25 protein-coding genes and 2 pseudogenes are annotated in these 24,542 nt (G+C 69.9%); 11 read left to right on the top strand and 16 right to left on the bottom strand.

Annotated elements, in window-relative coordinates; genetic code table 11:
- The first annotated feature begins 59 nt into the window (after nt 1-59).
- Entirely contained in the window at nt 60-1,517 is a 1,458-nt protein-coding gene (locus ADL12_RS42780) for a multicopper oxidase family protein (protein ID WP_062713636.1), read from the top strand.
- Nucleotides 1,518-1,597: 80 nt separating this feature from the next.
- Here the strand turns inward: ADL12_RS42780 and ADL12_RS42775 are convergent, their stop codons facing one another.
- Nucleotides 1,598-2,140 carry a response regulator gene (locus tag ADL12_RS42775; RefSeq protein WP_079052582.1) on the bottom strand — a complete coding sequence of 181 codons (543 nt, stop codon included), beginning with the start codon at nt 2,138-2,140 and terminating at the stop codon, nt 1,598-1,600.
- Nucleotides 2,141-2,402: 262 nt separating this feature from the next.
- Here ADL12_RS42775 and chrA point away from each other — a divergent pair, with 262 nt between their 5' ends.
- The gene (gene chrA / locus ADL12_RS42770; protein ID WP_062713632.1) at nt 2,403-3,611 is read left to right on the top strand and encodes a chromate efflux transporter; all 1,209 of its coding nucleotides are present in this window, start codon (nt 2,403-2,405) and stop codon (nt 3,609-3,611) included.
- A gap of 61 nt (nt 3,612-3,672) precedes the next feature.
- Here chrA and ADL12_RS42765 read toward each other — a convergent pair whose 3' ends face one another.
- Entirely contained in the window at nt 3,673-5,037 is a 1,365-nt protein-coding gene (locus ADL12_RS42765) for a serine/threonine-protein kinase (RefSeq protein WP_062713630.1), read from the bottom strand.
- A 769-nt stretch (nt 5,038-5,806) separates the two neighbouring features.
- On the bottom strand, nt 5,807-6,178 hold the full coding sequence (locus ADL12_RS55290; protein WP_062713628.1) for a hypothetical protein: 372 nt from the start codon (nt 6,176-6,178) through the stop codon (nt 5,807-5,809).
- Between the two features lie 689 nt (nt 6,179-6,867).
- Between ADL12_RS55290 and ADL12_RS42750 the strand changes: the two genes are divergently transcribed.
- Nucleotides 6,868-7,809 (top strand): hypothetical protein, encoded by a 942-nt coding sequence (locus tag ADL12_RS42750; RefSeq protein ID WP_062713626.1) that lies wholly within the window; start codon nt 6,868-6,870, stop codon nt 7,807-7,809.
- 81 nt (nt 7,810-7,890) lie between these two features.
- Here the strand turns inward: ADL12_RS42750 and ADL12_RS42745 are convergent, their stop codons facing one another.
- The 6 genes from ADL12_RS42745 to ADL12_RS54625 form a co-directional block, all read right to left on the bottom strand.
- Entirely contained in the window at nt 7,891-8,574 is a 684-nt protein-coding gene (locus ADL12_RS42745) for a hypothetical protein (RefSeq protein WP_062713624.1), read from the bottom strand.
- A gap of 33 nt (nt 8,575-8,607) precedes the next feature.
- Nucleotides 8,608-8,943: a hypothetical protein gene (locus ADL12_RS42740; protein ID WP_063806807.1), complete on the bottom strand. Its 336-nt coding sequence runs from the start codon at nt 8,941-8,943 to the stop codon at nt 8,608-8,610.
- Nucleotides 8,944-9,069: 126 nt separating this feature from the next.
- Nucleotides 9,070-10,152 carry a hypothetical protein gene (locus ADL12_RS42735; protein WP_159053474.1) on the bottom strand — a complete coding sequence of 361 codons (1,083 nt, stop codon included), beginning with the start codon at nt 10,150-10,152 and terminating at the stop codon, nt 9,070-9,072.
- A 236-nt stretch (nt 10,153-10,388) separates the two neighbouring features.
- Nucleotides 10,389-10,658: a hypothetical protein gene (locus tag ADL12_RS42730; RefSeq protein WP_062713620.1), complete on the bottom strand. Its 270-nt coding sequence runs from the start codon at nt 10,656-10,658 to the stop codon at nt 10,389-10,391.
- Nucleotides 10,659-10,733: 75 nt separating this feature from the next.
- Entirely contained in the window at nt 10,734-11,075 is a 342-nt protein-coding gene (locus tag ADL12_RS42725; protein ID WP_159053473.1) for a hypothetical protein, read from the bottom strand.
- 11 nt (nt 11,076-11,086) lie between these two features.
- On the bottom strand, nt 11,087-11,782 hold the full coding sequence (locus ADL12_RS54625; protein ID WP_159053472.1) for a hypothetical protein: 696 nt from the start codon (nt 11,780-11,782) through the stop codon (nt 11,087-11,089).
- Here ADL12_RS54625 and ADL12_RS42715 point away from each other — a divergent pair.
- The 5 genes and pseudogenes from ADL12_RS42715 (at nt 11,758) to ADL12_RS42695 (ending at nt 15,819) form a co-directional block, all read left to right on the top strand.
- Complete coding sequence (locus ADL12_RS42715) at nt 11,758-12,546, top strand: WD40 repeat domain-containing protein (RefSeq protein WP_159053471.1); 789 nt, start codon at nt 11,758-11,760, stop codon at nt 12,544-12,546. The two genes, ADL12_RS54625 and ADL12_RS42715, sit on opposite strands and share 25 nt — an antisense overlap.
- 202 nt (nt 12,547-12,748) lie before the next feature.
- Nucleotides 12,749-12,940 (top strand): annotated as a pseudogene (locus tag ADL12_RS42710) (MBL fold metallo-hydrolase); the annotation flags it as partial.
- Nucleotides 12,941-13,271: 331 nt separating this feature from the next.
- Nucleotides 13,272-14,156, top strand: coding sequence for an ABC transporter substrate-binding protein (locus ADL12_RS42705; protein WP_062713609.1), 885 nt, complete (start codon nt 13,272-13,274; stop codon nt 14,154-14,156).
- Entirely contained in the window at nt 14,153-15,070 is a 918-nt protein-coding gene (locus ADL12_RS42700) for an amino acid ABC transporter permease (RefSeq protein WP_062713608.1), read from the top strand. The genes ADL12_RS42705 and ADL12_RS42700 overlap by 4 nt, the downstream gene beginning before the upstream one ends.
- A gap of 20 nt (nt 15,071-15,090) precedes the next feature.
- Nucleotides 15,091-15,819, top strand: coding sequence for an amino acid ABC transporter ATP-binding protein (locus ADL12_RS42695; RefSeq protein ID WP_062713777.1), 729 nt, complete (start codon nt 15,091-15,093; stop codon nt 15,817-15,819).
- Nucleotides 15,820-15,905: 86 nt separating this feature from the next.
- Here the strand turns inward: ADL12_RS42695 and aroQ are convergent, their stop codons facing one another.
- Nucleotides 15,906-16,379, bottom strand: coding sequence for a type II 3-dehydroquinate dehydratase (gene aroQ, locus ADL12_RS42690; RefSeq protein WP_062713607.1), 474 nt, complete (start codon nt 16,377-16,379; stop codon nt 15,906-15,908).
- 105 nt (nt 16,380-16,484) lie between these two features.
- Between aroQ and ADL12_RS42685 the strand changes: the two genes are divergently transcribed.
- The 3 genes from ADL12_RS42685 (at nt 16,485) to ADL12_RS58770 (ending at nt 19,307) form a co-directional block, all read left to right on the top strand.
- Nucleotides 16,485-17,531, top strand: a complete 1,047-nt coding sequence (locus ADL12_RS42685) for a S66 family peptidase (RefSeq protein ID WP_062713605.1) — start codon at nt 16,485-16,487, stop codon at nt 17,529-17,531.
- A 62-nt stretch (nt 17,532-17,593) separates the two neighbouring features.
- The gene (locus ADL12_RS42680) at nt 17,594-18,898 is read left to right on the top strand and encodes an MFS transporter (protein WP_244188256.1); all 1,305 of its coding nucleotides are present in this window, start codon (nt 17,594-17,596) and stop codon (nt 18,896-18,898) included.
- Between the two features lie 196 nt (nt 18,899-19,094).
- On the top strand, nt 19,095-19,307 hold the full coding sequence (locus tag ADL12_RS58770) for a hypothetical protein (RefSeq protein ID WP_425265211.1): 213 nt from the start codon (nt 19,095-19,097) through the stop codon (nt 19,305-19,307).
- A 95-nt stretch (nt 19,308-19,402) separates the two neighbouring features.
- Here ADL12_RS58770 and ADL12_RS58765 read toward each other — a convergent pair.
- The 6 genes and pseudogenes from ADL12_RS58765 to ADL12_RS42655 form a co-directional block, all read right to left on the bottom strand.
- A pseudogene (locus ADL12_RS58765) lies at nt 19,403-19,588 on the bottom strand (ionic transporter y4hA); the annotation flags it as partial.
- Complete coding sequence (locus ADL12_RS58760) at nt 19,588-19,872, bottom strand: hypothetical protein (protein ID WP_425265210.1); 285 nt, start codon at nt 19,870-19,872, stop codon at nt 19,588-19,590. The pseudogene ADL12_RS58765 and the gene ADL12_RS58760, both read right to left, overlap by 1 nt.
- Nucleotides 19,873-20,007: 135 nt before the next feature.
- The gene (locus ADL12_RS42670; protein WP_062713775.1) at nt 20,008-20,310 is read right to left on the bottom strand and encodes a hypothetical protein; all 303 of its coding nucleotides are present in this window, start codon (nt 20,308-20,310) and stop codon (nt 20,008-20,010) included.
- Between the two features lie 139 nt (nt 20,311-20,449).
- Nucleotides 20,450-21,451 (bottom strand): TerC/Alx family metal homeostasis membrane protein, encoded by a 1,002-nt coding sequence (locus ADL12_RS42665; protein ID WP_062713601.1) that lies wholly within the window; start codon nt 21,449-21,451, stop codon nt 20,450-20,452.
- 225 nt (nt 21,452-21,676) lie between these two features.
- On the bottom strand, nt 21,677-23,755 hold the full coding sequence (locus ADL12_RS42660) for a TerD family protein (RefSeq protein WP_062713599.1): 2,079 nt from the start codon (nt 23,753-23,755) through the stop codon (nt 21,677-21,679).
- Nucleotides 23,756-23,853: 98 nt separating this feature from the next.
- Nucleotides 23,854-24,432: a TerD family protein gene (locus ADL12_RS42655; protein WP_062713596.1), complete on the bottom strand. Its 579-nt coding sequence runs from the start codon at nt 24,430-24,432 to the stop codon at nt 23,854-23,856.
- Between the last annotated feature and the right edge of the window lie 110 nt (nt 24,433-24,542).

Here is a 24,542-nt window from a genome sequence, read left to right as displayed (position 1 = left end):
TCTCTGGCCCGGCCGCAGCGCGGTACCCGGCCCGCCGTCACCGTGGGCGACGCATCGGGATGACGCTGGCTGCTCTGCTCGTCGTCCTCGCCCTCGCCGCGGGCGGTCTGGCCGCCTGGCTCTATGAGGGCGCGTTGCGCTCCAACGTCGGTGACCTCGGTTTCCGGAACCGGCTGCGCGTCCCGCCCCTCCTCGAACCGGAGACTGACCGCTCCGGGCGGCGCGTGTTCGACCTGACCGCCGCCACCGGCGCGACGGAGTTCCTCAGCGGCAATCCCACCGACACCTGGGGCGTCAACGGCTCCTACCTCGGCCCCACCCTGCGCGCCCGCACCGGCGACCGGGTGCGCGTCCACGTCACCAACCACCTCGACGAGCCCACCACCCTGCACTGGCACGGCATGCACCTGCCCGCCGCCATGGACGGTGGCCCGCACCAGCCCATCGCCCCCGGCGCCACCTGGTCGCCGGAGTGGACCGTCACCCAGCCCGCCGCCACTCTCTGGTACCACGCCCACCCCGCAGGCCGCACCCTCGAGCAGGTCTACCGCGGCCTGGCCGGCCTGTTCCTCATCGACGACCGGGTGTCGGCCACTTCCGGCCTGCCCCACCGCTACGGCGTCGACGACATCCCTCTGATCGTCCAGGACAAGAACTTCACTGGCGACGGCCAACTCGACACCGGCCGTACGCGGTTCAGTCCCATCGGCCCGCTCGGCGACGAGATCCTCGTCAACGGCACTCACGACCCGTACCTGCCGGTCACCACCCGCCTGGTCCGGCTGCGGCTGCTGAACGCCTCCGCCGCCCGCACCTACGACTTCGGCTTCACCGACAACCGCCCCTTCGCGGCCGTCGCCTCCGACGCCGGGCTGCTCCCGGCCCCGTACGAACTGCGGCGCCTGCGCCTCGCCCCGAGCGAGCGGGCGGAGATCGTGGTCGCCGTCTCGCCGGACGACCACGTGGTGCTGCGCAGCCATCCGACCGGGCTCGGCGGCGGAGCGCTTCCGGACCGCTTCGCCGGCGCCGACGACTCCTTCGACATCCTGCGCCTCCAGGCCGCGTCCCGCCTGACGGGCCCCACCGCGTTGCCCGAACAACTGCCCGCTCCTGCGCCGGTCATCCCGCCCGCGGGTGCCGACCGCCGCGTCTTCACCTTCAACCACGCTTCCCGCATCAACGGGCACGCATACGCCCCTCACCGGATCGACTTCTCCGTCGCGCCCGGCGCGACGGAGATCTGGGAGCTGCGCAACGGCTCCGACAACCCGCACGTCTTCCACGTCCACGGCGTCAGCTTCACCGTGCTCAGCCTCGCCGGCTCCCGGCCGCCGCCCCACCTGACGGGCCGCAAGGACTCGCTCCTGCTGCCCGCCGGGACGGCCGCCGTCATCGTCGTACGCTTCGGCACGCACGCGGACCCGGAGCGGCCATACATGTTCCACTGCCACCTCATGGCCCACGAGGACCACGGGATGATGGGCCAGTACACGGTCACCGGTGGGCGCACCCGGTGAGGGCGACGGAGGACCGCCCACCGGCCGGGGCGGCGCGCTCCCTCCCAGCGATGGCGGGACGGGACCGGAGACGCCGTGGCTCAGGGCACCCGGATACCTGGGAATCGGCGGCTCGCCCTCCGGCCGCCCTCGCCAGCCTCCTCGGCCGGCACCAGGTCGCCTACCACCGGACGACCGGCATCAGCTGCCGAAGCGGAGCCGATACGGGGCGTGACCGCGCCGACGCGGCGCAGCATGCCCCGCACCCGGGCGACGATCTCCTCCAGGCCGACCGGTTTGGTGAGGCAGGCGTCACCGGCGGGGATCCCGGCGTCCACGGCGTCGCAGGCGGTGAGGAAGAGCACCCGTACCTCGGGCAGCACAGCGCGGATGCGACGTGCCACCTCCGGGCCGTCGATGCCGGGCAGCAGCACGTCCAGTGCCACCGCGTCCGGCCGGAACTCCGTGGCCTTGGTCACGGCGTCGACGCCGTCAGCGGCGCTGCGGACCCGCCAGCCCTGATAACGCAGCACCGTGCTGACCACGTACGCCGCATCCGGCTCGTCGTCCACGACCAGGACGCGTACGGGAGTCCCGTCGGGGCGCAGCAGCATGCTCAGCGTCTCCACGGCCTGTCTGTCCATGGTTCGGTCCCGTCGGGTCAGCCGGAATGCGGTGCCGAAGAGTGTCGTCCGGGGTGCTGAGAACGCTCTGAGAACCGTCTGAAAACTCGGCGTGCCGACTCACGCAGAAGCCCGCGCGACACGCAGGCGTCCCCTGGCCGACGGGGTCGAGCGCCCGCCGTGCACCGGCCCGGACGGCCGACCCAGCAGCACCCCGGGCTCGTATATCGTCGTCCGATATCGCAGACCGTAAGGGGCGGCGTGGACGGGCAGGGAGCCGGGGATGGCGGACGAGGCAAGAACCGATGCGATAGACGGCGGGCAGGAGACCGCTCCCTCGCAGGTGGGGCTGGGGACCATCGCACGGGAGTGGGGCCGGATCGGCTGCATCGGTTTCGGCGGGCCGCCCACTCACATCGCGCTGCTGCGGCAGTTGTGTGTGGAGCGCCGGAGTTGGATCTCCGCGAGCGAGTTCGAGCACGGCATCGCGGCGACCAACCTGCTGCCCGGCCCGGCCTCCACCCAGCTGGCGATCCTCACCGCGTGGCGGCTGCGCGGCTGGACGGGCGCGGTGATCGGCGGGGTGTGCTTCATCGTGCCCGGACTGGTGCTGATCCTGGCGCTGGCCGCACTGTTCCTGGCTGGGGACCCGCCGCTGTGGGTGCGCGGGGCCGCGGCTGGCGCGGGCGCGGCGGTGGCTGCGGTGGCGGTGCAGGCCGCCCTCGGGCTGGTGCCGGCGAGTTGGAAGCGGGCTGGCACCCGGCGTGCGGCACGGGCGCGGTGGATCGGCTACGCCGCGGCAGGCGCTCTCGCCGCGGTGCTGACAGGGCCGTGGCTGGTGCTGGTGCTGATCGCCGCCGGCCTGGTGGAGGTGGCGGTCACGGTCGGCTCGGCCTGGCCGCGCACCGGCCGGACAGCGGGCTGGCCGGTGCCACTGACGGTGGCCGCCCCGGCTGCCGGCGGGCTGGGCGCGCTGGCCTGGGTGGCGTTCAAGGTGGGGGCGCTGTCGTACGGCGGCGGCTTCGTGATCATCCCGCTGATGCGGGCCGACGCGGTCGACACCTACCACTGGATGACCGACGGCCAGTTCCTCAACGCCGTCGCACTCGGTCAGATCACACCCGGGCCGGTCGTGCAGACCGTCGCCGTGGTCGGCTACGCGGCGGCCGGCATCGGAGGCGGACTGCTGGCCGCCTTCGCCGCCTTCGCCCCCTCGTTTGTGATGGTGATCCTGGGCGGACCGCGGTTCGACCGCCTCCGGTCCGACCCGCGCGTGCAGGCATTCTTCAACGGCGCAGGACCCGCCGTGATCGGCGCGATCGCCGGTTCCGCGATCCCGCTGACGCTGGCCCTGCAACACGGGTGGCAGTACGCGGTGCTGGGCCTCGCGGCAGGCTGGCTGCTCGCCGCGCGCCGAGGCGTCGTCAGCGCACTCCTCGGGGCGGGGGCCCTGGGGGTGGTGGCGGGCCTGGTGGGCTGGTCGGTGGGCTGATCTCATGGCCGTCCGGCGGCCCGTGGTGCGCGGCCCTCAGCACCGGGAGACCCGACTGCGGTCAGTCGTCCTCGTCCTCGTCGCGGCGTTCCCGCTTGTGCTCCTGCCTGCTCTTCTCCTCCTCGGGGGCGTCCTTGACGCTCTCCTGGTCTCCCGCTTGGTCCTCGTCGTCCAAGAGGACGGAGTCGGAGGGGGTCGGGACCGGGGCGGAGGGGGATGGAGAGGTGCTCGGCTCCGTCGCCGGAGCGGACGGGGTTGATGCCGGATCAGGGCTTGTCGTGCGGTCCGGGCTGGTCCGGGAGGTTTCCGACGCGCTGCGGTCGGGCGCGAACCACGCCATGCCGACGAACAGGGCGGCCAGGAAGAGCACTGTTCCGGCAACGGCGCTTGCCAGCATGGGGCGGCGGGAGGCGAGTTCCCGTACGGCCGGCCGCTGCCGAACGCCACGGCGCGAGCGGCCGCCGGCGCGCCCGGTGGCGGACGGCAGCAGATGTGTGGTCGCGGGTGCGCTCTCACCGATCGGACGGTCCAGATCAGGCTCGGGGCTTGGAGCCGGACGTGCCGGGGGCGCTGTCTGCCGCAGGGCAGTCGGCGCGGCGGCGGGCAGAGGCTCGGGGCGGCCCTGCCAGGCGCCGGTGGCGAACCAGTCGGCGGCCTGCTGGGCGGTGGGCCTGTCCTCGGGCCGCTTGGCGAGCAGGCCGAGCAGGTAGTTCTCGAACGCGGGCGGCAGGCTGACGCCGAGCTCGCGGGGCGGTGTGGGCGGGGCGTCGAGGTGCTGGTGGAGGATGGCGACGGCGGTGTCGGCCTGGAACGGCGCGCGGCCGGTGAGGAGTTGGTAGAGCACGCAGCCCAGCGCGTACACGTCGGAGGCCGGGCCGGCAGGCTTGCCCAAGGCCCGTTCGGGGGCGAGGTAGAGGCTCGTGCCCACGATCTGCCCGGTGGCGGTAAGAGCGGCACCGGGGTCGTCGAGGAACCGGGCGATGCCGAAGTCGCCGACCTTGACGGTGCCTTCGGCGCCCAGCAGGAGGTTCGCCGGCTTGATGTCCCGGTGCACGATGCCCTGCCGGTGCGCGGCGGCGAGCCCGGCCGCCGCCTGAGCCGCGATGCGGGCGACCTGCTCGGCGGGCAGCCGCCCGGCGGCCGCGAGACGGGCGAGGCTGTCTCCCTCGACCAGCTCCATCACCAAAAACAGCCGGTCCCCGTACTCCCCGAAGTCCAGCACGCCGACCACGTTCGGGTGGTTGAGCCGCCCTGCGGTCTGTGCCTCCAGACGGAAGCGGGAGGCGGCGGTGGGGTCGGACTCCTGGGCCAGCAGCAGTTTCACCGCCACCGCCCGGCCGAGTGTCTCGTCGTACGCCCGCCAGACCTCCCCCATCGCGCCCCGCCCGATCGGAGCGTCCAGTCGGTATCGGTCCGCTATCAACACCCGCGTGTCTTCCTCAAGTTCCGACGACTGGATCACCGCAGGCCACGACTCACCGCTCAAGCACGGCGGATGGTGGGGGGTGCCGCAGCGGTCCCAGCGTACCGGCCGTGATCGATGTGACCGACCACGATCACCGGCGAAGGAACGGCCCTCGCTCGCGCGAGGACCAGGCCGCCATCCGCAGGTGCCGCACTGTTTGCAGAGCGGTGTGGTCTTGCACGCGGGCGACGGCCGACCGCACGCCCCCATGTGGTCCGAGGCGGAAGCGGAGACCCGGCCGGCGAGGCCGGACCTCATCCCCTGGCTTGTACGGTGGTCACGACGCCGACGGGAACCGGAGGCACAGAGAACACTCGGCCCCACCACCGAGCCCCGCCTCGGTTCTGCGGAAACTGTTCGCGTTCGGCCCCCCAGCCCGGTTTCATCTCATCGGCGCTCCCGACGCGATCGGTGTGAGCGTCGCGAGTGACCCGCGCTTCACAGCACATGCCACCGTGAAGTCGGCGTGGAACCTCTGGCGATGACTTGGCGTCAGATCGCCCTACGCTCCCTGGCATGGGTCGAACCGCCGCGCATCCTTGCCGCCGTGCGGCGGGCACGGCCGGGCCGGTCATGGCCCGGCAGGTCGGCGAGGTGGTGGGGGTGGACGTCAGCGTACGGGCCGAGTGAGAGCCGGTGCGCGGGAAGTTGGTCCGGCTGGTCGACCGTGGCCGGCTGCGGACATTGCCCGACGGCCGGTTGACGACTTGTCTGCGAGCGGGCGGATTCCTCACCGTGTGCGGTAGTGCAGGTCGGTGGTGTCGGTGTGGGTACCCCATCGGAGGGTCAACGACCAGCAGCCCGCCGCCGGCAGGTCGATGACGGACGGTCCCGGCCACGGGGACACCTCGCGCCGCACCGTGTGGCCGCTCCCCGCTCGTACCGCCGTGATCCGTAGTGAGCCCGCCTCGTCAGCCGCTTCCGCGTCACGCGGAATCCATCTGATCTTGTTCTGCCGTCCTGGCTCGGGCGTGGACCGCTCGGTCAGCGGATATCCGAAGACCACACCGATGAGCTGGCCGCGGTCACCGAGAACAAAGTGTTCGGCTGTGCCGTCCGTGAACCCGGCCCTCGCCCACTGTGGAAGCCGTCCCGCGCGCATCTCGGGCTGACACTCCTCGGTCGAGGCCGTCCCGGTCCCGGGGGCCGTCGATTGTCGGCGACGGCGTTCTTGCTGGTCTGCCGTCCGACGCCCCGTGCTTGGCGCCGTCGCCCGTGCAGCCGGCCATGGCAACCGTGCCGACGACGGCAGCCGCCAGTGGTCCGTGGCCTCGCGCAGTCCAGCGCCGCGACCGCGGCAACGGTGCTCTCTGACGTGCCATGCGATCACCGCCCTCGAAAGCCTCGCTTGCTTGTCGTCCCATGGCACAACACCGCTCAGGAAGGATCGCACGATTGCCGACGGCCACAACAGCCCCCACGAACGGGCGCCGTGGACACTGGCGTCGGCGTCGGCTGGCTCCGGTCGGTGCCGCGCGGGCAAACTCACCCCCGCCCAGCAGGTCGCCAACCGCGTCGTCGCCGTCGGACGCGCCCCCGTCGAGCACGGATTCGCCCATCCGAAATCTGGCGCGTGCTCGCCAAACTCCGCACCGACCCCGCCCGCGCCACCCAACTCCTGTGCGCCCTCCTCGTCCTGGCGAACCTCGAGGTCAACCGCTGAGACAACACCGTGTGAAGGTCTCCCGGACGCGGCACCACCTTCAGAAGCCGTCCCGCCCTCTGGCCAAGGGCCCGAGCACGTCCTTGACTTGCTGGAACACGGCAACAGTCCAGTGAAGGAGCAAGGACGTGCGCGCACGGGGCATCAACTACGACACCGGGTTCCTCCCCGGGGACGACCTCTCCCGCAAGGGCTTCACCCCCCAGGCAGTCCGGCACGACATGGAGGTGATCTCCAGGGATCTCCACTGCGACGCCATACGTGTCTCCGGGCGAGAGCCTGAACGGCTGAGCACCGCCGCCCGACACGCGGCCGACGCCGGTCTCGAAGTCTGGTTCGCCCCCTTCCCCGTGGACCTTCCCCACGACACGCTGCTCCCGTTCTTCGCCGACTGCGCAGAGCGCGCCGAAGCCATACGAGAAACCGGCGCCGACGTGGTATTCGTCGCCGGCTGCGAGATCAGCGCATTCTGCGGCGGCTTCATCCCGGGCGACACCTACGGCGGCCGCCTGCAGACCATGGCCGGCGCCGACATGGAGTGGTGGTCCTCCCTCGGCCCAGTACAAGAACGCCTCAACGACTTCCTCTCCCAGGCCGCCACGACCGTCCGCACGCACTTCGGCGGACAGCTCACCTACGCCTCAGGACCTTGGGAGTTCGTCGACTGGAATCCGTTCGACTTCGTCGGCATCGACGCCTACCGGGCCGCCTACAACACCGACACCTTCCGCGACGAACTACGCGCGCACCTCGCCCACGGCAAACCCGTCGCGGTCACCGAATACGGAACCTGCGCCTACCAGGGCGCCGGAGAACGCGGCGGCATGGCCTGGCAAGTACCACCCGGCGCGATACCGGACGAGGACGAGCAGGCGCGCTACCTCACCGAGCTCCTGGACATCTTCGAAAAGGAAGGCGTGGACACCGCCCTCTGGTTCACCTTCGCCGGCTACAGCAGACCCGGGGAACAAGACCTCGGCTCCTACGGCGTCGTCCGGATACTCGATGAGACGCACTGGGAGCCGAAGAAGGTGTTCCACACGATGGCAGCCCGCTACCAACGCGGCTGAGACGTCAAGACCTCCAGCTCCACGCGTCCAGGGGAAGGGCGAGTCAGCCAGATGTGGCGCCTGTGACAGGTGCGGCGCGCATCAGAGTCTCAACGTTCCAACGCGGACCTGATCAGCCTCACGACCGCTGAGAGGGTGTAGGACCGGTTGGAATAGTCGTAGTTCCTGAGCTCCTTGCTGCCGATATTTCAGATACAGCCCGGCCTGGTTGACATCGAGAGGACCGTTCAGGTGGCTGAACTTGTCATTGACGATGAACGGATACCGGGCGAATAGGTCCGCGATCATCGTCTCGTGGGACGAGGAGATCCTGAACCGGGGGTCGAGGAGTGAGTCCACCTCCACTTGGAAGAACCGCACTCCGGCCTCGACGAGGCGGTCCAGGTGAGCCGTTCTGCGCACCAGGGACACCTCGTCTTTCAACAGGAAGAATCCGTTGGCGATGCCCGGCACACCGACCCCGCGCACCACCGCAAGCTGCCTCTCGAATGCCCCACTCTTCTCCGGATCGCATGGTGTGAACTCGTAGTAGTTCGGCCTTAGCGAGCCGATGACGTCTGGCAGGTCCTTGTCGGACACTTCCGCTGACTCGTCGATGGCAAGAGCGATGCTCGCAGACGTTGCGCATTTGATCTCCTCGAACTGCTCCCTTGTCACGGTGCGTCTGCCGTGCTGCTCGGCATCGCCGAGGCAGACACCGACGATATCGACGCCGCGCACCCACTCGGCTTCGCACGTGCTACAAACCTGATTGACCTTGATCACGTTGATCGATCATGTTTCCCACGACGCGGACGGTCAAGCGGCGGTTGCTCTGCCATGCCTGCTTCCTTCGTACATAACGTTGTGTAGTTGGCTCCCTCCCGGAACTTGTGCCAGACCCCACCGAACGCTGACAGAGCCTTTTCCGGCCCGGACCATCTCGCCGCGCCGGCCGCCCTTGACCCGCACCCAGGTTGGGGTGGACTCCAGGTACAGGCGGAAGGTGTCAGCGAGGACGAACTTCAACGCCATCGGATGCGCGCCGTGCTCCCGGGCGAACTCCTCGAAGATCTTGATTCCCCGGGCGTACGCGCGCTGCGTGTTCACGCTGCGCTGGTGGGCGATCCAGGAAGCCGCGAGGGTCGGCAGCACGTCGTCCCTGCCGTACAGGCTGACGAGGTGGTCGTACAGCTTCCGCGCGTGCTCCGGTCACAGGTCGCGCGGGTCACGCCGTAGCGTGGCCAGCGTGGTTCGGGGCGAGCTGCTCCAGTGCCGTGGTCATGCGACGTCCTCCGGCGCATCCTGCGCTCGGCAGTCCGGGCACAGAGTGAAGCCCAAACGGTCGGCGTCGGCCGGGGTGGGCCACGGGCGGCTGCAGCCGGCGCAGGTTGCGAGGTCCCGCGCTTCGTGGCGGTTGCTGCAGCCGAAGCAGTACAGGGTGTCGGACAGCCGGGTGCCGTCGGCGAAGTTGACGCCCTCGACGAAGGCGGCGGTGTCGCATTGGGGGCAGGGGAACGCCAGGGCCAACTGGCCGTCGGAGCAGCCGAGATAGTCGAAGGCCAGCAGCTCGGCCGAGTCCCATGACGCGCCGCAGAAGCGGCAGTCTCCGCTGTGGGGGGCGACGACGAGGGTCATCTGCTCGCAGTAGGGGCACATGATGGTCCGGCTCTCCAGCCCGGCCAGCTCGCCGCGCAGCCGGTTGAGGCGCCGTTTGACGTAGGAGCTGATGTTCTTCACGCCCTTGGCCACCGGGATCATGTCCCGTGCTGCCCTGTCACGTTCCTGCCCTTCGAGCAGCGGCAGGAGCTGGGTGTCCAAGAAGCGCATGAGGAAGTCGAGCACTCGGCCGGCACGGGCCTCGACCGCGTGGGCATTGTGCGTCAGGCCGTAGTGCTGCAGGGCGTTGCGGTCTTTCGCCAGGTCCTTCAGCGCCTCGGCCTCCTTGCGGTCGATGGCGACCCCCGCTATGTCGCGCAGGCGCTCGACCGCGGCCTCGGTCCCGCAGCTCTCGAAGTCCCCGCTCTCGAAGTCCTTCCTGGTCGCCCTGCCGGGGTCCTTGAAGATGAGGGTCCAGTGCTCGCGCAGCAGACGGGCTTTGAGGAGCACCTCGACCGCGGCCTGCAGGTGCAGGACGGCGTACTTGAGGTTCCGGGGTCCGACGTCCGATGCGTTCTCGTCCAGGTGCTCGACAACACTGGCGAGGTAGTCGATGCCGTTGCGGATCGGAGGAAAGTCCAACTGCGGCGGTCCGGCCGGACGCTCCGGCGGCACGAACCAGAGCCCGTCCGCTGCCGCCACCTTCCACTGCGGTGTGTCACCTGAATCACCCGTGCGGGCAGGGTCCTGATCCTTCGTCAACACGCCGACAGGATAACTGTCGCCCCCGCGACGCCTGCCGAGCGCTTGAGCAACTCACAGATCGCAGCTGCGGCCGCTGTCGCCCTCCGTCCGATCCCCGCAGGCAGTGGGTTGCAGGAACTGTGGCTATGTGATGGCCGTTGACTGCGACTATCACCCCGGGTTGGGGACGTGGTGCTCCACGTGCGGCGAGCAGAACCCGCCGTAGTCGGCGGTCGCAGCCAGGCCGGCCGCGACGCTCACCACTCGTCGCGGGGCCATGCCGCTGCCGTGGCGGCGCAGGCAAGGACATGGATGGTGGCGAGTGCCGTGAAGGCGGCGATGCCGGGTTCCACGTCGGTGTCGTTGAGGCGTTCGGTGGCGATGGGCGGGGCCCAGCCGTCCGGGACCACCGAGACGGTGATGACGGCACCAACGGGTGCGCGTGTGCGTGGGCCGAACCGCATCCAGCCGAGGTCACGCTCAGTCTCCGCGTCTGCGAGGCGGTAGCGGGTACGCCCGGTGTCCACGCCCTCACCGTAGATGACGGGCTCGGCCTCGACGACGCGGGCCAGGGCCGGCTGCCCGGCCAGATCATGGAGGGCCTAAGAGGCCAGCCACGGTGCTGTGATGAGCAGAACGGCGGCCGTCAGCCCGGGCACGGCGGTCAGGGCTTCTCGCAGTTCGACGGGGGACCAGTAAGCGGCGATCTCCACGGCCAGACGCACTGAGGCGATCGCGAGGAGGACGAAGACCAGCACCCATCGAACTCCTTGGTTGCGGGAGGCGAAGGGGACCGCGATCGGTATGACGACCAGGGACCACAGCATCATGGGCGCGAAGCCGCCTCTTCCGTCCCTGCTCGACCACCACCCGGCGACCGCAGTGACGGCCGCGCATACCGGGTACAAAAGCCTCGCGGCCGCGAGGCGGCCTCTTCCGCGCATGTGCTGTCTCCTCACTCCGGCCGTTCGTCGCCTGTGCCGTGCAGTGAGCGGGTGATCTCGTCGAGTGTGTCGAGTCCGGCCTGTACGGCCTCGAGTTCGTGGTCGAGGGCGGTGAGGTCCGTCGGGACGGCGGAGGCGTCCGTCGCGGCCTGGAGCGACAGCAGCATGGCGCCGCGCTCCGCCGCCGCTTCCAGACGCAGGGTGGTGGCCTCCATGGTGGTGATCAGGAGTTGCCGCAGCTCCGCCAGGCGCTCCAGGGTCGCGGCGCGTTCGCCCGTGGCGCGGGCGGCGTCCTGTTTGGCCCGCCGTAGCGGGCCGTCGGGGAGGGCTCGGGCCTCTTTCTCCAGGCGTTCCTGGTCGTGGTGCAGGACGCGGTGGTCAGCGGGTGCGCCGCTGGTGTCGATGACGCGGACCGCCTCGGCTGCCGCCGTCAGCCGGTCGGCTGCGGCCCGTACGGATGTCGCCGCCGTTGCCAGCGCGGGCCAGAGCGAGGCGTTGGGGCTCTGCCGGCACTGGTGCTGCAGCCGGTCGGCGGCCGCTGCCGCGCGGGTCAGCCATCGGGCGGCGTCGGCGGGCGGTGCGTCACCGCAGGCGGCTGAAGACAGCGGGCAGCCCGTTCCTCTCGTTGGTGGACACGGTCGTGGGAGCGTTCTCCCCGGACGGAGAGCTGTACGCGCACGTCGTGGACGACGAGGGTGGCCCCTCACTCCAGGTCTGGTCGGCGAGGACCGGTCGCCCTCACGGTCCGCGGATCAGCCTTCGGGGCAAGGACGAACCCGAGGCGATCGCCTTCTCTCCTGACGGCCGTCGGATCGCCGTCTCCCGTCTTGACGCCTCGATGGTCACGCGCCGAACCATAGAGGTGTGGGATCTGACCACCTCCCGCCGTGCGGCTGTCTTCCCCGACGCTGGCGCGGCCGAAATCGCCTTCTCGCCCGACGGCAACCTCCTGGTGACCGCCTCAGGTGATCGGATCGATCTCATGTCGAAACAGGTACGGCGGCAGGCGCTGGGACCGGCCGGCGCCCGCGATGTGGCGTTCAGCGAGGACGGGCAAACCCTGGCCGTCTCCACCGACCGGGGCAGTATCGACCTGTGGGATGCCACCGCGACCCGGCGCATCGGAGCCGTACCGTCCATGGGCAATACCGACTCTCCCGTCACCGGTCTGCGGTTCTCACCGGACGGACAACTTCTGGCCGGGGTGGACGATACCGGCGTGCGCCTGTGGGACGTGCCCGACCGCCGCCGCCTCGGTGGCCCGCTACGACTGGCTGGTGGAGATCGCATTTCCCTCGCCTTCGACACCTCCGGCAGACTGCACGTCGCCTCCACCCTCAATCGACACGTCATGATCGACCTTGACCCAGAGTCGATCATGAACGAGATTTGCCGCAGCGTTGGCCGTGACCTGACCGCCGAGGAGTGGGAACAGTATCTGCCCGGACGCGCTCGCCACCCCGTGTGCTGAAGCGCACCCTATGGCAGGAAGGCTGACTCACTGGCCAGATCCTCGCGGAGATCGAGGGCATCGAGTGGGCAGGGCAATTTCGAGTCGTGCGGCTCATGAGCAGCGGCTGGTCACGTTGGCCGATCCGCGCCACGGCGCGGGAGGCGTCCACTCGTTCGTGAGCGTACTCCTGAGCGCCTGCTCCACCATATTGGCCGGGGCCCGCGCGTTCCCGGGCGGTGTGGGCAACACCCGTAAGGATCCGAAGGCGTTCGCCAGTCTGATCCACGACGTCGAGACGAAGATCTTCGACGTACTGCCGGACGAGACCTGGGTCTACCCGGGGCACGGCAACGACACGACGCTGGGCGCGGAACGACCGCAGCTGCCGGAGTGGCACGCGCGGGGTTGGTGAGCGCGCGAGGTCGGTGAGCGCGCGGCGCCCGTAAGCGCGCAGGCGTGAGCGCGCTCCCCGCGCACGCGCCCCGTGTGAATCGTTCACACGCGCCGGTGCCACGCGCGCGCTCCCGGCGGACGTTGTTGCGCAGTCAACTGGAAGCAGCCCCGCACAGGATGACGGCTCCTGAGCGGTAAGGGCCGCCGACCTCTCCGACCCCGCCCTCGGTCGGCGGCCCCGGCGGCACGCCGAGGAACCTGTTCACAGGAACGCAACACCCGTTCCCACTATGCGGACAGTTACCGTCGCGACCTCGACAAACACGACGATGTACTGTCAATCTCCCGCCATGGATCTTGCCCCTCGCGCGCTGCGCCGCGCCGTCGCCGTCGCAACGACAGCCCTGCTCGCCACCGCTCTCGGCTGTGCCCCGCAGCCGGACGACAAGCCTGCCGACGCGCCGTCGGGTTCGGCCGGGAACACGTGCGCCAAGGGCAAGTTGGCCACCCAGACCTCCGGCAAGCTGACGATCGCCACCGACGAGCCGGCGTACGAGCCCTGGTTCAAGGATGACAAGCCCGCCAACGGTGAGGGATTCGAGTCGGCGGTCGCGTACGCCGTGGCGAAGCAGCTCGGCTACGACAAGAGCGCCGTCGTCTGGCAGAGCGTGCCCTTCAACAAGGCCTTCGCGCCCGGCGCGAAGACCTTCGACTTCGACATCAACCAGGTGTCGATCAGCAACGAGCGCAAGAAGGCGGTGGACTTCTCCTCCGGCTACTACGACGTCCGCCAGGCCGTCATTGCGTTGAAGGGCACCAAGGCCGCCAAGGCGAAGAGCCTCGCGGACCTGAAGGGACTCAAGCTGGGCGCGCAGGTCGGCACCACCAGCCTCAATTACATCGACGACGTGGTGAAGCCGACGCAGCAGGCCGCCGCGTACGCCAAGAACGACCAGGCCAAGTCCGCGCTGAAGAACGGTCAGGTGGATGCCATCGTCGTCGACCTGCCGACCGCCTTCTACATCACCGCGGCCGAGGTGACGGACGCGACGATCGTCGGCCAGTTCGAGAACCAGGGCGGTACGCCGGAGCAGTTCGGGCTCGTGCTCGACAAGGGCAGCACACTCACCGCGTGTGTGACGGACGCCGTGGACACGCTGCGCAAGGACGGCACCCTGGCCAAGCTCGAGCAGCAGTGGCTCTCGGACGCCGTCGACGCTCCGGTGCTCAAGTGACGGTCACGAAGGAGGAGTCCGGGCAGGAGGGCGCGGACGACGACGGCATGTCCGGTGCGGACGGCGACGGTTACGTCCCCTCGCAGCGACGTCTCGACCGCGAGCGCTACAAGCGCAACCGCGCCCGCCGCGCCACCGCGATCGCTGCCCTGTCCACCCTGATCAGCGGCATCGTTCTCTACCTGATCGTGGTCAACGCCCCGGGCTGGCCGCGCACCAAGGAGACGTTCTTCGACTGGCAGTACGCGCGTGAGGCGTTCCCCAAGGTCCTCGAAGGGCTCTGGCTCAACGTCCGGCTGCTGCTGATCTGCGGTGCGGCCGTGCTGGTCCTCGGCATGCTCATCGCCGTCGCGCGCACGCTGCGCGGCCCGGTGTTCTTCCCTCTGCGGGCACTGGCGGCCGCGTACACGGACTTCTTCCGGGGCCTTCCGCTCATCATCAACTTGATGATCGTCGTGCTCGGCGTCCCCGCGCTGCGGCTGCAGGGCGTGACCGTCGATCCGGTACTGCTGGGCGGTACCGCGCTGACGCTGACGTACTCGGCGTACGTAGCCGAGGTGTTCCGCGCGGGCATCGAGTCCGTCCACCCCTCGCAGCGCGCGGCGGCCCGCTCGCTCGGCCTCACCAACCGGCAGGCACTGCGGCACGTCGTCCTGCCCCAGGCCGTACGCCGTCAGGTGCCGCCACTGCTGAACGACCTGGTGTCGCTGCAGAAGGACACCGGTCTGGTGTCGATCGGCGGTGCGGTGGATGCCGTACGGGCCGCGGACATCATCGTGGGCCGCAGCCTCAACTACACGCCGTACATCGTCGCGGGCCTGGTCTTCGTGGCGCTGACGATCCCGATGACCCGCTTCACGGACTGGGTGACGGCCCGGATGGACCGCCGGCGCGCCCAAGGAGGAGCCCTGTGAGCGACGCACCTGTGCTGCGCATGGAGTCCGTCCGCAAGACCTTCGGCGGCTCGGTCGTGCTGCGGGACGTCGACCTCGAGGTCGCCCCGCACACGGTGACCGCGCTGATCGGCGCCTCCGGCTCCGGCAAGTCCACGCTGCTGCGGTGCGCAAACCTGCTGGAGGACATCGACGACGGTGCGATCTGGCTGGACGGCGAGGAGATCACCGATCCGCGCGTCGACCAGGACGCCGTACGGCGCCGTATCGGCGTGGTGTTCCAGGCGTACAACCTCTTCCCGCACATGACGGTCCTGGAGAACATCACCCTCGCCCCGCGCCGGGTGCACGGCGTGTCCCGCGCGGAGGCCGAAGCACGCGCGCGTGAGCTGCTGGAGCGGCTCGGCCTGGCCGGCAAGGCAGGCGAGTACCCGGACCGACTGAGCGGCGGTCAGCAGCAGCGCGTCGCGATCGTCCGCGCCTTGGCCGTACGTCCCCGACTGCTGCTGCTCGACGAGATCACCGCCGCCCTCGACCCGGAACTCGTCGGCGAAGTCCTCTCCGTCGTCCGCGACTTGAAGGAGGACGGAATGACGATGGTGCTGGCCACGCACGAGATGGGGTTCGCCCGCGAAGTCGCCGACCAGGTTTGTTTTCTGGACGGAGGCGTGGTGCTGGAACGCGGCACGGCCGAGCAGATCTTCGGCGAACCGCAGCAGGAGCGCACCCGGCGCTTCCTGCGGCGGATCGTGGAGGCGGGGCGGCTGTAAGGACCGCTCGCCATGGTCGGCGGGACTTACACGTCCGCGGGACTCATACGTTCGCCGGACTTACCCGCCCGCCCCGCCCGCCCACTTCACGTGTCCGCCTGTCCCGCCCCCGCCAGCGCCACGACCCGCTCCACCCCGAACACGTACCCCTGCACACCGCACCCCGCGATGACGCCGTCGGCGCGCAGGGAGACGTAGGAATGGTGCCGGAACGACTCGCGCTTGTGGATGTTGGAGATGTGGACCTCCAACACGGGCAGCCCGTCACAGGTGTTGAGTGCGTCCAGAATCGCAACCGACGTGTGCGAGTAGGCACCGGGATTGATCACGATCCCGCAGTGGTTCAGCCGTGCCTCGTGGATCCAGTCGACCAGCTCGCCCTCGTGGTTCGACTGCCGGAAGTCGATCGTGCCGCCGTGCGCGGCCGCCGCCTTGGCGCACAGGGCCTCGACATCAGCCAGGGTCTCGGAGCCGTAGATCTCCGGCTGGCGCTGGCCGAGCAGGTTCAGGTTGGGGCCGTTGAGGATCATGATCGGGGCGTTGGCCAGGGTGCGGGGCACGGTTCCTCCGGTCCGTTGGGGATCTGAGCGGTCCGACGACGACCGCTGCTCAAACCCCGGTTTATCACGATGCATGGATCACGCCACGAGTCATACCCTCCCGTCATGACCATGATCTCGTACCCGCCCAAGCCCTCCCCCGGCGACCGCATCGCCGTCATTTCGCCCGGTGCGGGCCTTCCCGGGCTCTTCCCCCGCCCTTACGAACTGGGCCTGGAGCGGCTGCGCAAGGACTACGGACTCGAGCCGGTCGAGTACCCCTCGACCCGCAAGTTGGGCTCGACGCCGCAGGAGCGGGCCGACGACATCCACGCCGCGTTCGCCGACCCCGGCATCAAGGCGGTCATCGCGTCCATCGGCGGCGACGACCAGATCACCGTACTGCCGCTGCTGGACCGGGAGTTGATCCGGGCCAACCCGAAGCCGTTCTTCGGGATGAGCGACAACACGAACCTGCTCATGTTCCTGCGCAACACCGGCATCGTCGGCTACCACGGCGCGACCGTCATGACCGCCCTGGGCCGCCCTGTTGCCATGGACGAGTTGACGGCCGAGTCGCTGCGGGCGGCGCTGTTCACGTCGGGCGAGTACGAGCTGAAGCCCGCAGAGCTCTGGAACGACGTCAACCGTGACTGGGCCGACCCGGCGACCTTCGACGCTGAGCCGGAGATGCGCCCCTCCGACGGATGGACGTGGGTGAACGCCGACAGGGTGGTGGAAGGCCGCAGTTGGGGCGGCTGTCTGGAGATCCTCGGCTGGATGCTGATGGCTGACCGGGAGATCGCACGCGACCTCTCGGAGTACGACGGTGGGGTGCTGCTCCTGGAGACCTCTGAGGAGATGCCGAGCGGCGAGGAGGTCTTCCGCACCATGCGCAACATGGGCGAGCGTGGGCTGCTCCAGCGCTTCTCCGCACTCCTGATGGGCCGGGCGAAGACCTGGTCCTTCGAGCGCCCCAACAGCCCCGAGGAGGCCGCTCGTTATGCGGCAGAGCAGCGCGAGGCCGTCCTGCGCGCCATGCGGGCCTACGCTCCCGACACCATGATCGTCTTCGACGTGGACTACGGGCACACGGATCCGCAGCTCGTGATCCCCTACGGCGGCATCGTCCGCGTCGACGGCCCCGCCCGGCGCATCACCGTCACGTACTGACGAGGCCCCGGCGCGCCCGCACGCCCCCGTAACCGGCGGTCACCGTGGGTAGTTGACGCAGCATGCACGACGTACGCACCGTAAGGGCGCCCTCCATGCTGCGGCTCGCGGCTGCCTCGCTCGCCGGAACGGCCATCGAGTTCTACGACTTCTTCGTCTACGGGACCGCGGCGGCGCTGCTCCTGGGGCCGCTGTTCTTCCCGACATTCTCGCCGGTGGCGGGAACCCTGGCCGCCTTCGCAACGTTCGGCGTCGGCTTTGTGGCGCGGCCGCTGGGCTCGGTGCTGTTCGGGCACATCGGGGACCGGCACGGACGCCGACCGGTCCTCGTCGCCTCGCTGCTGCTGACCGGCGCCTCCACGGTCGCGGTCGGCTGCGTGCCGACGTACGACACGATCGGTGTCACCGCTCCCCTGCTGCTGCTCGTGCTGCGCTTTCTGCAGGGGCTCGGCATCGGCGGCGAGTGGGGCGGGGCCGTCCTGCTGACCGTGGAGCACGCGCCGGCCGAGCGGCGCGGTCTGTGGTCGAGCTTCCCGCAGGTCGGGCCGGCGCTGGGCTTCCTGCTCGCCAACGGTGTGGTGCTGGGGCTGTCGGCGACATTGTCCGACGCGCAGTTCGCCGCGTGGGGATGGCGAGTGCCGTTCTGGGCGGCGGGAGTGCTCGCCCTGGTGGGGCTGTGGCTGCGGTCGTCGCTCGCCGAGAGCCCCCGGTTCCTCGAGATCGACGACCACGCGCGTGTGCCGCTCGCCGAGGTCGTACGCGACCACTGGCGGCTCGTCCTGCTGACGGCCGGGGCGCTGTCGATCGGATACGCGATCTTCTACGCCGTGACGACCTGGTCTCTCGCCTACGCCACCGAGCGGCTCGGTGTGGGCCGGGGCACCATGCTGGCCTGCATCATGGCCGCGGTCCTGGTGAAGGGCTCGCTCACACCGGTGGCGGCTCTGCTCGGTGACCGGTACGGGCGGCGGCCCCTGACCCTGATCGGGTGCGCTGCCGCCGCCCTGTGGATGTTCCCGCTGGTCGCGCTCCTCGCGACGGGCGAGCCACTTCTGATGTTCCTGGGCTTCCTCGGGGCGATGCTCGCTTTCATCACGATGTTCGCCGTGATCGCCGCGTATCTGCCGGAGTTGTACGAGCCCAGGGTGCGCTGCACGGGCGCGGCGGTGGGCTACAACCTCGGAGGCGTCCTCGGGGGCGCGCTCACGCCGATCGTGGCGACAGCGCTCGCCGAGCAGGGCGGTCGGGTGCCCTGGGGTGTGGGGGCGTATCTGACCGGTATCGCGCTGCTCAGCCTGGGGTGTTTCGCGCTGCTGCCCGAGACGCGTCCGGTGCCTGCCGTGGCGCCGGAGCCGGCCACCGGGTGACGGGCTCCGGACACCTGGGGTCGGCCACGGATTGATCGCGAGCTCCAGATACGCCGCGAACAGCACGAGATGAACGCCTCCCTGGAGCGGCGTCGCCCGCCCCGGCACCACCGTCAGCGAGCTCACCACCACCGTCAGCGCGAGCAGCACCATATGAGTGGGGCCCAGGCCCAGGACGAGTGGGCCAGAGAGCCAGATGGAGGCCAGGGCGACCGCGGGGATGGTGATCACGCCGACGACGGCATACGGCAGGTCGGCGGCCTCCACTGCGGACTCGATGGTGGGCGACACGCCCTTGGCCACGCCGACCACGCCGATCAGGGCCAGACCCAGCAGCCCGAGGCTGATCATCGCGGTGCGGGCGGAGGGCGCGTGGGCGTGGTCGTCGGCGGTGATCACCTCGCCCTGACGGGTGATGGGGAGGAAGTAGTCGCGGTGCCGCACGGTCTGCGTCGCCACGAACAGGCCGTAAAGGATCAGCGAGGAGAGCGCGGCGAACGTCAGCTGCACGCTGGAGAACTCCGGCCCCGGGCTTGCTCGTGGTGAACGTCGGCAGCACCAGGCTGAGCGTGGCCAGGTGGCGACGGTCGCGAGGGCCGCGCCTGTGCCCTCGGGGTTGAAGACCGCCGTACGGTGCCGCAGCGAGGCGACCAGCAGGCAGAGACCGACGATGCCGTTGCAGGTGATCATCACGGCCGCGAATACCGTGTCCCGGGCGAGGGTGGAGCTCTTGTCGCCGCCGTCGCCATCAGGGTCACGATCAGGGCGACCTCGATGATCGTGACGGCCACGGCGAGGATGAGGGAGCCGAAGGGTTCGCCGACCCGGTGGGCCACCACTTCGGCGTGGTGCACGGCGGCCAGGACGGCACCTGCGAGGACCAGCGTCACCAGCGCGACGACCGCGCCGGGCAGGTCTCGTCCCCAGGTGAAGACCGGCAGGCGACCGCGAGCACCGGTACGAAGTAGGTCCACCGGGTCGTGAGCGGCCTGAGCCGAGCGATCATGGAGCGATCGCCGCAGAGGCGTTGGGGGTTCGCATTCCGGTCTGTGTGGTGGTCAGGCGGCCCCGCGCCCTCGGGATGCGGGGCCCCTGTGGGTCGTATGTCGCTACGCGAAATCGGTCATCTCCTGTACGTCGCAGTCCGTGAAGGACGGCGGCCTGGTGCACAGCGCGGCCATCTGCTCCGCGAACTTGGTCGTCTCGGGGTCGTCGCTGTTGCGCATGGCGTCCTCGTGGGAGTCGAACTCGATCACCACGAGGTAGCGGTTGGCCTGGCCCCGGTCCTTGAGGACGAGACGGCGCGTGGGGCCACCGCTGCGGCCCGCCAGGCGCTGTTCCGTCTCATGAGCCAGCTCCCGCATCTCGTCGATGCGCTCGGTCTCGAAGTCGATGATCTGCACGAACTTCATGGGTGCGTCCACAGGTGCCTCCACCCGGCCGTGGTGTCCCCGGCCGGGGACACTCAGCACCCAACGAAGCACCGGGAGCGGTGCTCGGCAATTCGCTGGGCACCACTCCCGGTGTTGGTTCTTCCTACGTCCGACGTGGTCAGACGTCGATGCTGTCCTTCGGAGCGCCTTCGCTGCGCTTCTGCGCCGCCTCGGCCGCCGCCTGCTTCTTGGAGGCCCTCAGGCTGGTGATCGTGGTGACGATCAGGACCGAGCAGATCACGCCGAGCGAGACCGGGATGCTGATCTCGGGGACATGGACCCCGGACTTGTGCAGCGCGTGCAGCACCAGCTTGACGCCGATGAAGCCCAGGATGATCGACAGGCCGTAGCTGAGGTGGACCAGCTTCTTCAGCAGGCCGCCGATGAGGAAGTACAGCTGCCTGAGACCCATCAGTGCGAAGGCGTTGGCCGTGAACACGATGTACGGGTCCTGCGTCAGGCCGAAGATCGCCGGGATGGAGTCGAGGGCGAACAGCACGTCGGTGGTACCGATGGCCAGCATCACGACCAGCATCGGGGTCATGACCCGCTTGCCGTTCTCCTGGATCCACAGCTTGGTGCCGTGGTAGCGGTCGGCGACACCGAACTTGCGCTCGGCGGCCTTGAGCAGCTTGTTCTCCTCGTACTCCTCGTCCTCCTCGTCGGCCCGGGCCTCCTGGATGAGCTTCCAGGCGGTCCAGATCAGGAAGGCACCGAAGAGGTAGAACACCCACGAGAAGCTCGCGAGGATCGCGGCACCCGCGGCGATGAAGATCGCGCGCAGGACCAGGGCTATGAGGACGCCGATGAGAAGCACGCGCTGCTGGTACTGCGAGGGCACCGCGAACTTCGCCATGATCAGGACGAAGACGAAGAGGTTGTCGACGCTCAGCGACTTCTCGGTGATGAAGCCCGCGAAGAACTCGCCGGCCGGCTGTCCGCCACCGAAGACGAGCAGGCCGAGTCCGAAGAGGCCCGCCAGGACGATCCAGACGACCGTCCAGATACCGGCTTCCTTGATCGAGACGTCGTGCGGCTTGCGGCCGATGAAGAAGTCGACCGCGATCAGGGCAGCAAGGCCCACGATGGTGAGGACCCATAGGGTCGGGGAAACAACCACTGCGCCTCCGGCAGTACGTAACGGCAAATGTCAGCGTCGTCGCGCGCCGGAGGTCTCTTCCACCCACGATGGGCCGACGCCCCGGGATCTGGCCGGATCCGTATTGACGGGTACGTCGCAGCAGACAGGGAGTACTCCCCTCCGTGCAATGAACAGTACCCCAATCACCAAGGGAAGGTAAAGCGCTTGGTAAAAGAAATGGCAAGTTTGCTGGTCAGAGGCACTTTACCTGTACTTGACGCGGGCTGCGGCGACCTGCGTGAGCACCTGCTGGATCACCTGGCTGCCGGGCGGCACGAGCGGGGGCTCGTACGTCCAGGCGTGACCCACCCACGGGTCGGCGAGGTGATCGTCCGGCACCGGGGTCAGTCGCATCAGCGAACGCCACAGCGGGTCGAGCAACGGGCCGTAGGCGGCGGCCTCCTCACGGTCCGCGACCATCATGAGGTGGACGCCGACGGCGGGCCCCTCGTCCGCCAGGTAGCGCAGCTGGTTCACGGCCCGGTCGTCGAAGCCGTGCGGGAAGTCATTGACGATCAGCAGCTGCTCGGAAGTGTCGAAACCGGGCGGCAGGGAGTCGGGCGCACCGCCGCGCAGGGCCATCTGCACCAGGTCGACGCGCTGAGTGAGCCGTGCGAGGACCTCAGCGACACCCGCCGCGCCCACCGCGGGCGGGGCCGCGAGCACGCCGCTCTGCACCAGCGGTACGAGCGTCTGCGCGCCCGAACCGGCCGGATCGATGACGTGCACGGTGAACTCGCCCGCCGGATAGACGGCGAGCAGCCGCGCCGCGTGCGCCACCGCCGTCTCCATCGCGAGGCGCCGCAGGTCGTGGGAGTCGGTGAACGATCCGTCGAGCGATCCGCCGCGTCCGCTGTCGATCCACAGGCCGCGCTCCAGCGGCAGCCGGACCAGCATCGGGATGCGCAGATCGGCGCTCTCGGGCAGGTGGAGGTCGCCCAGGCGCAGAGCCATGGGTATCTCCATCGGAACGCGGTAGCCGTGCCAGACAGGGTTGTCCCAGCGTGCGTACGCGGTCGGCAGCGCGGGTTCGACGACCTCGGACTCGGCGGTGAGCTGGGCCAGGTCCCGGTCGAGCGCCGCCCTGGCCTGGTTGACCAGCTGGGCGTGCTTGGCCTGGGCCGCCTCGCGTGCGGCGTCGCCCTGTCCGCCGATCCGGCTGCGCGGGTCCGACAGGACCTGGTCGAGCTCCTTCTCCATGCGCGAGTCGGCGAAGTCGACGGCGCTGCGGTAGGCGGCGGTCGTGCGGGCCAGGTCCTCGAACATGCCCCACACCTGGTTGTAGAGCCGCTCGTCCATGGACCAGCCGGTCGCGTCGCCCGCGACCGGCTGCGCGGGCTGCCCGGGCTGGGCCGGGGGCGCGGTCGGCGGGGGCGGCGGCGGAGCCGCGTTCTGCCGCCGCGGGTGGCTGTAGTCGATCGAGCCGCCGGAGGTGGGCGCGGACGGCTGGGTGGGGTCGGTGGCGCCGGTTCCGCTCGGATTCGACGGCTGCTGCGTGGGCCGGCCCGGTACGCCGGGCGGCTGAGTGCCGTACGGGGAGTTCGGCTGGGGTGCGGGCTGCCCGGGCACACCGGGTGTCTGGGTGCCGTAGGGCGACGTCGGCTGCGGTGGTACGGGGCCGGAGGCGCCGTGCGGTGCGGGACCGCCCTGCTCCGGGCCGAGTGCCGGTGCGGCCGCCTGCCGGGAGCGGTCGCCGTCCGGCCGTGGCGGGGGTGCCGGCACCGAGCGGGCGATGCCCTGGGCCACCGCTTCGTGGATGCCGCCGGCGAGTTGGTGGGCCTGGGGCAGGCCCTGGTCGGTGAAGAGGTCGGCGAGGCCGCCTGCGTAGCCCTGGCCGATGGCGCGCACCTTCCAGGCGCCCTGGCGGCGGTAGAGCTCCAGGGCGACGACGGCCGACTCGGCCTCCAGGCCGGTGACGGTGTAGGAGGCGACCTCGGTGCCGTCGAGGCCGGTGACCGCAACGAAGGGGGCGGCGACGGCGCCGAACCGGGTCGGACCGGCGACCCCGGTGGGCAGGGCGAGCAGCACACTGACGCGGTGGACGGCTTCTGGCATGGCGTCCAGATCCACCGCGAGGCGATGGTCGGCGGCCGCCTGCCGGGAGACCTCGAGACCGGGCAGGGTGGGGGCGCCGGGGTGGGCCACCCATTCGACGCCGTGAATCCTGCCCTGCTCGTCGCCGAGCGTGGCTCCGGCCACGATCGGCGTGCCGGCCGAGATCCGGATCTCCAGACGGGCCTGGGAGAGCGGGTGGTTCTGCCCCCGCACCAGCTCGGCCGTCATGCCTTCGTCCCCCTGTGTCACTTGTCTTGTTGTGTGCCGCTCGCCGGGCCGCCCTACAGGTCCTTCAGGTCCTTCAGGTCCTTCAGGTCTTACACGTCCTACAGGTGCGGCAGGATCGACGGCATCAGGTCCTGGAAGGTGCGGCCGTTGGCCGGCGTGCCGAGGGCCGTCATCGTCCAGCCCGGGCCCGAGCGGTGCACCTTCGCCATGATCTGGGCCGTGTAGGCGCCGCCGCCCGCGAGGGTGTAGCGGGCCAGCTCCTGACCGTTGGTCTCATCGACCAGGCGGCAGAACGCGTTCTGCACCTCCTGGAAGGTCTGGCCCGTGAAGGAGTTCACGGTGAAGACGATCTGGTCGATGTGGACCGGGATGCGCGCGAGGTCGACGAGGATCGCCTCGTCGTCGCCGCCCTGGCCGACACCGCCGACGAGGTTGTCACCGGTGTGGCGGATCGAGCCGTCGTCGCTCACCAGGTGGCGGAAGAAGACGACGTCGACCGGCTGCTTGTCCGCGAACAGAACCGCGGAGGCGTCGAGGTCGACCTCACGCGTGCGCGAACCGAACAGGCCGCGCCGGGGAGCCGCCTGCCAGCCGAGACCCATGCGCACCGCGGTCAGGCTGCCGCCGTCTTTCTTCTGCAGACTGATGGCCTGACCCTTGGTCATGTTGACGGTCACGTGCTGATTCCCCTCTCGAGCTGTCCCCTGTTGGCCGCGGACTCCGCGGATGACGAGAACCCTACGCAGGGGCACTGACAGTGCCGTACCCCGGTCCGCACTTTGTGTCG

Source organism: Streptomyces regalis (assembly GCF_001509475.1).
GTDB lineage: Bacteria > Actinomycetota > Actinomycetes > Streptomycetales > Streptomycetaceae > Streptomyces > Streptomyces regalis.
Note: the sequence above shows the minus strand (reverse complement) of the source record. Positions and strands in the feature narration are given on the sequence as shown.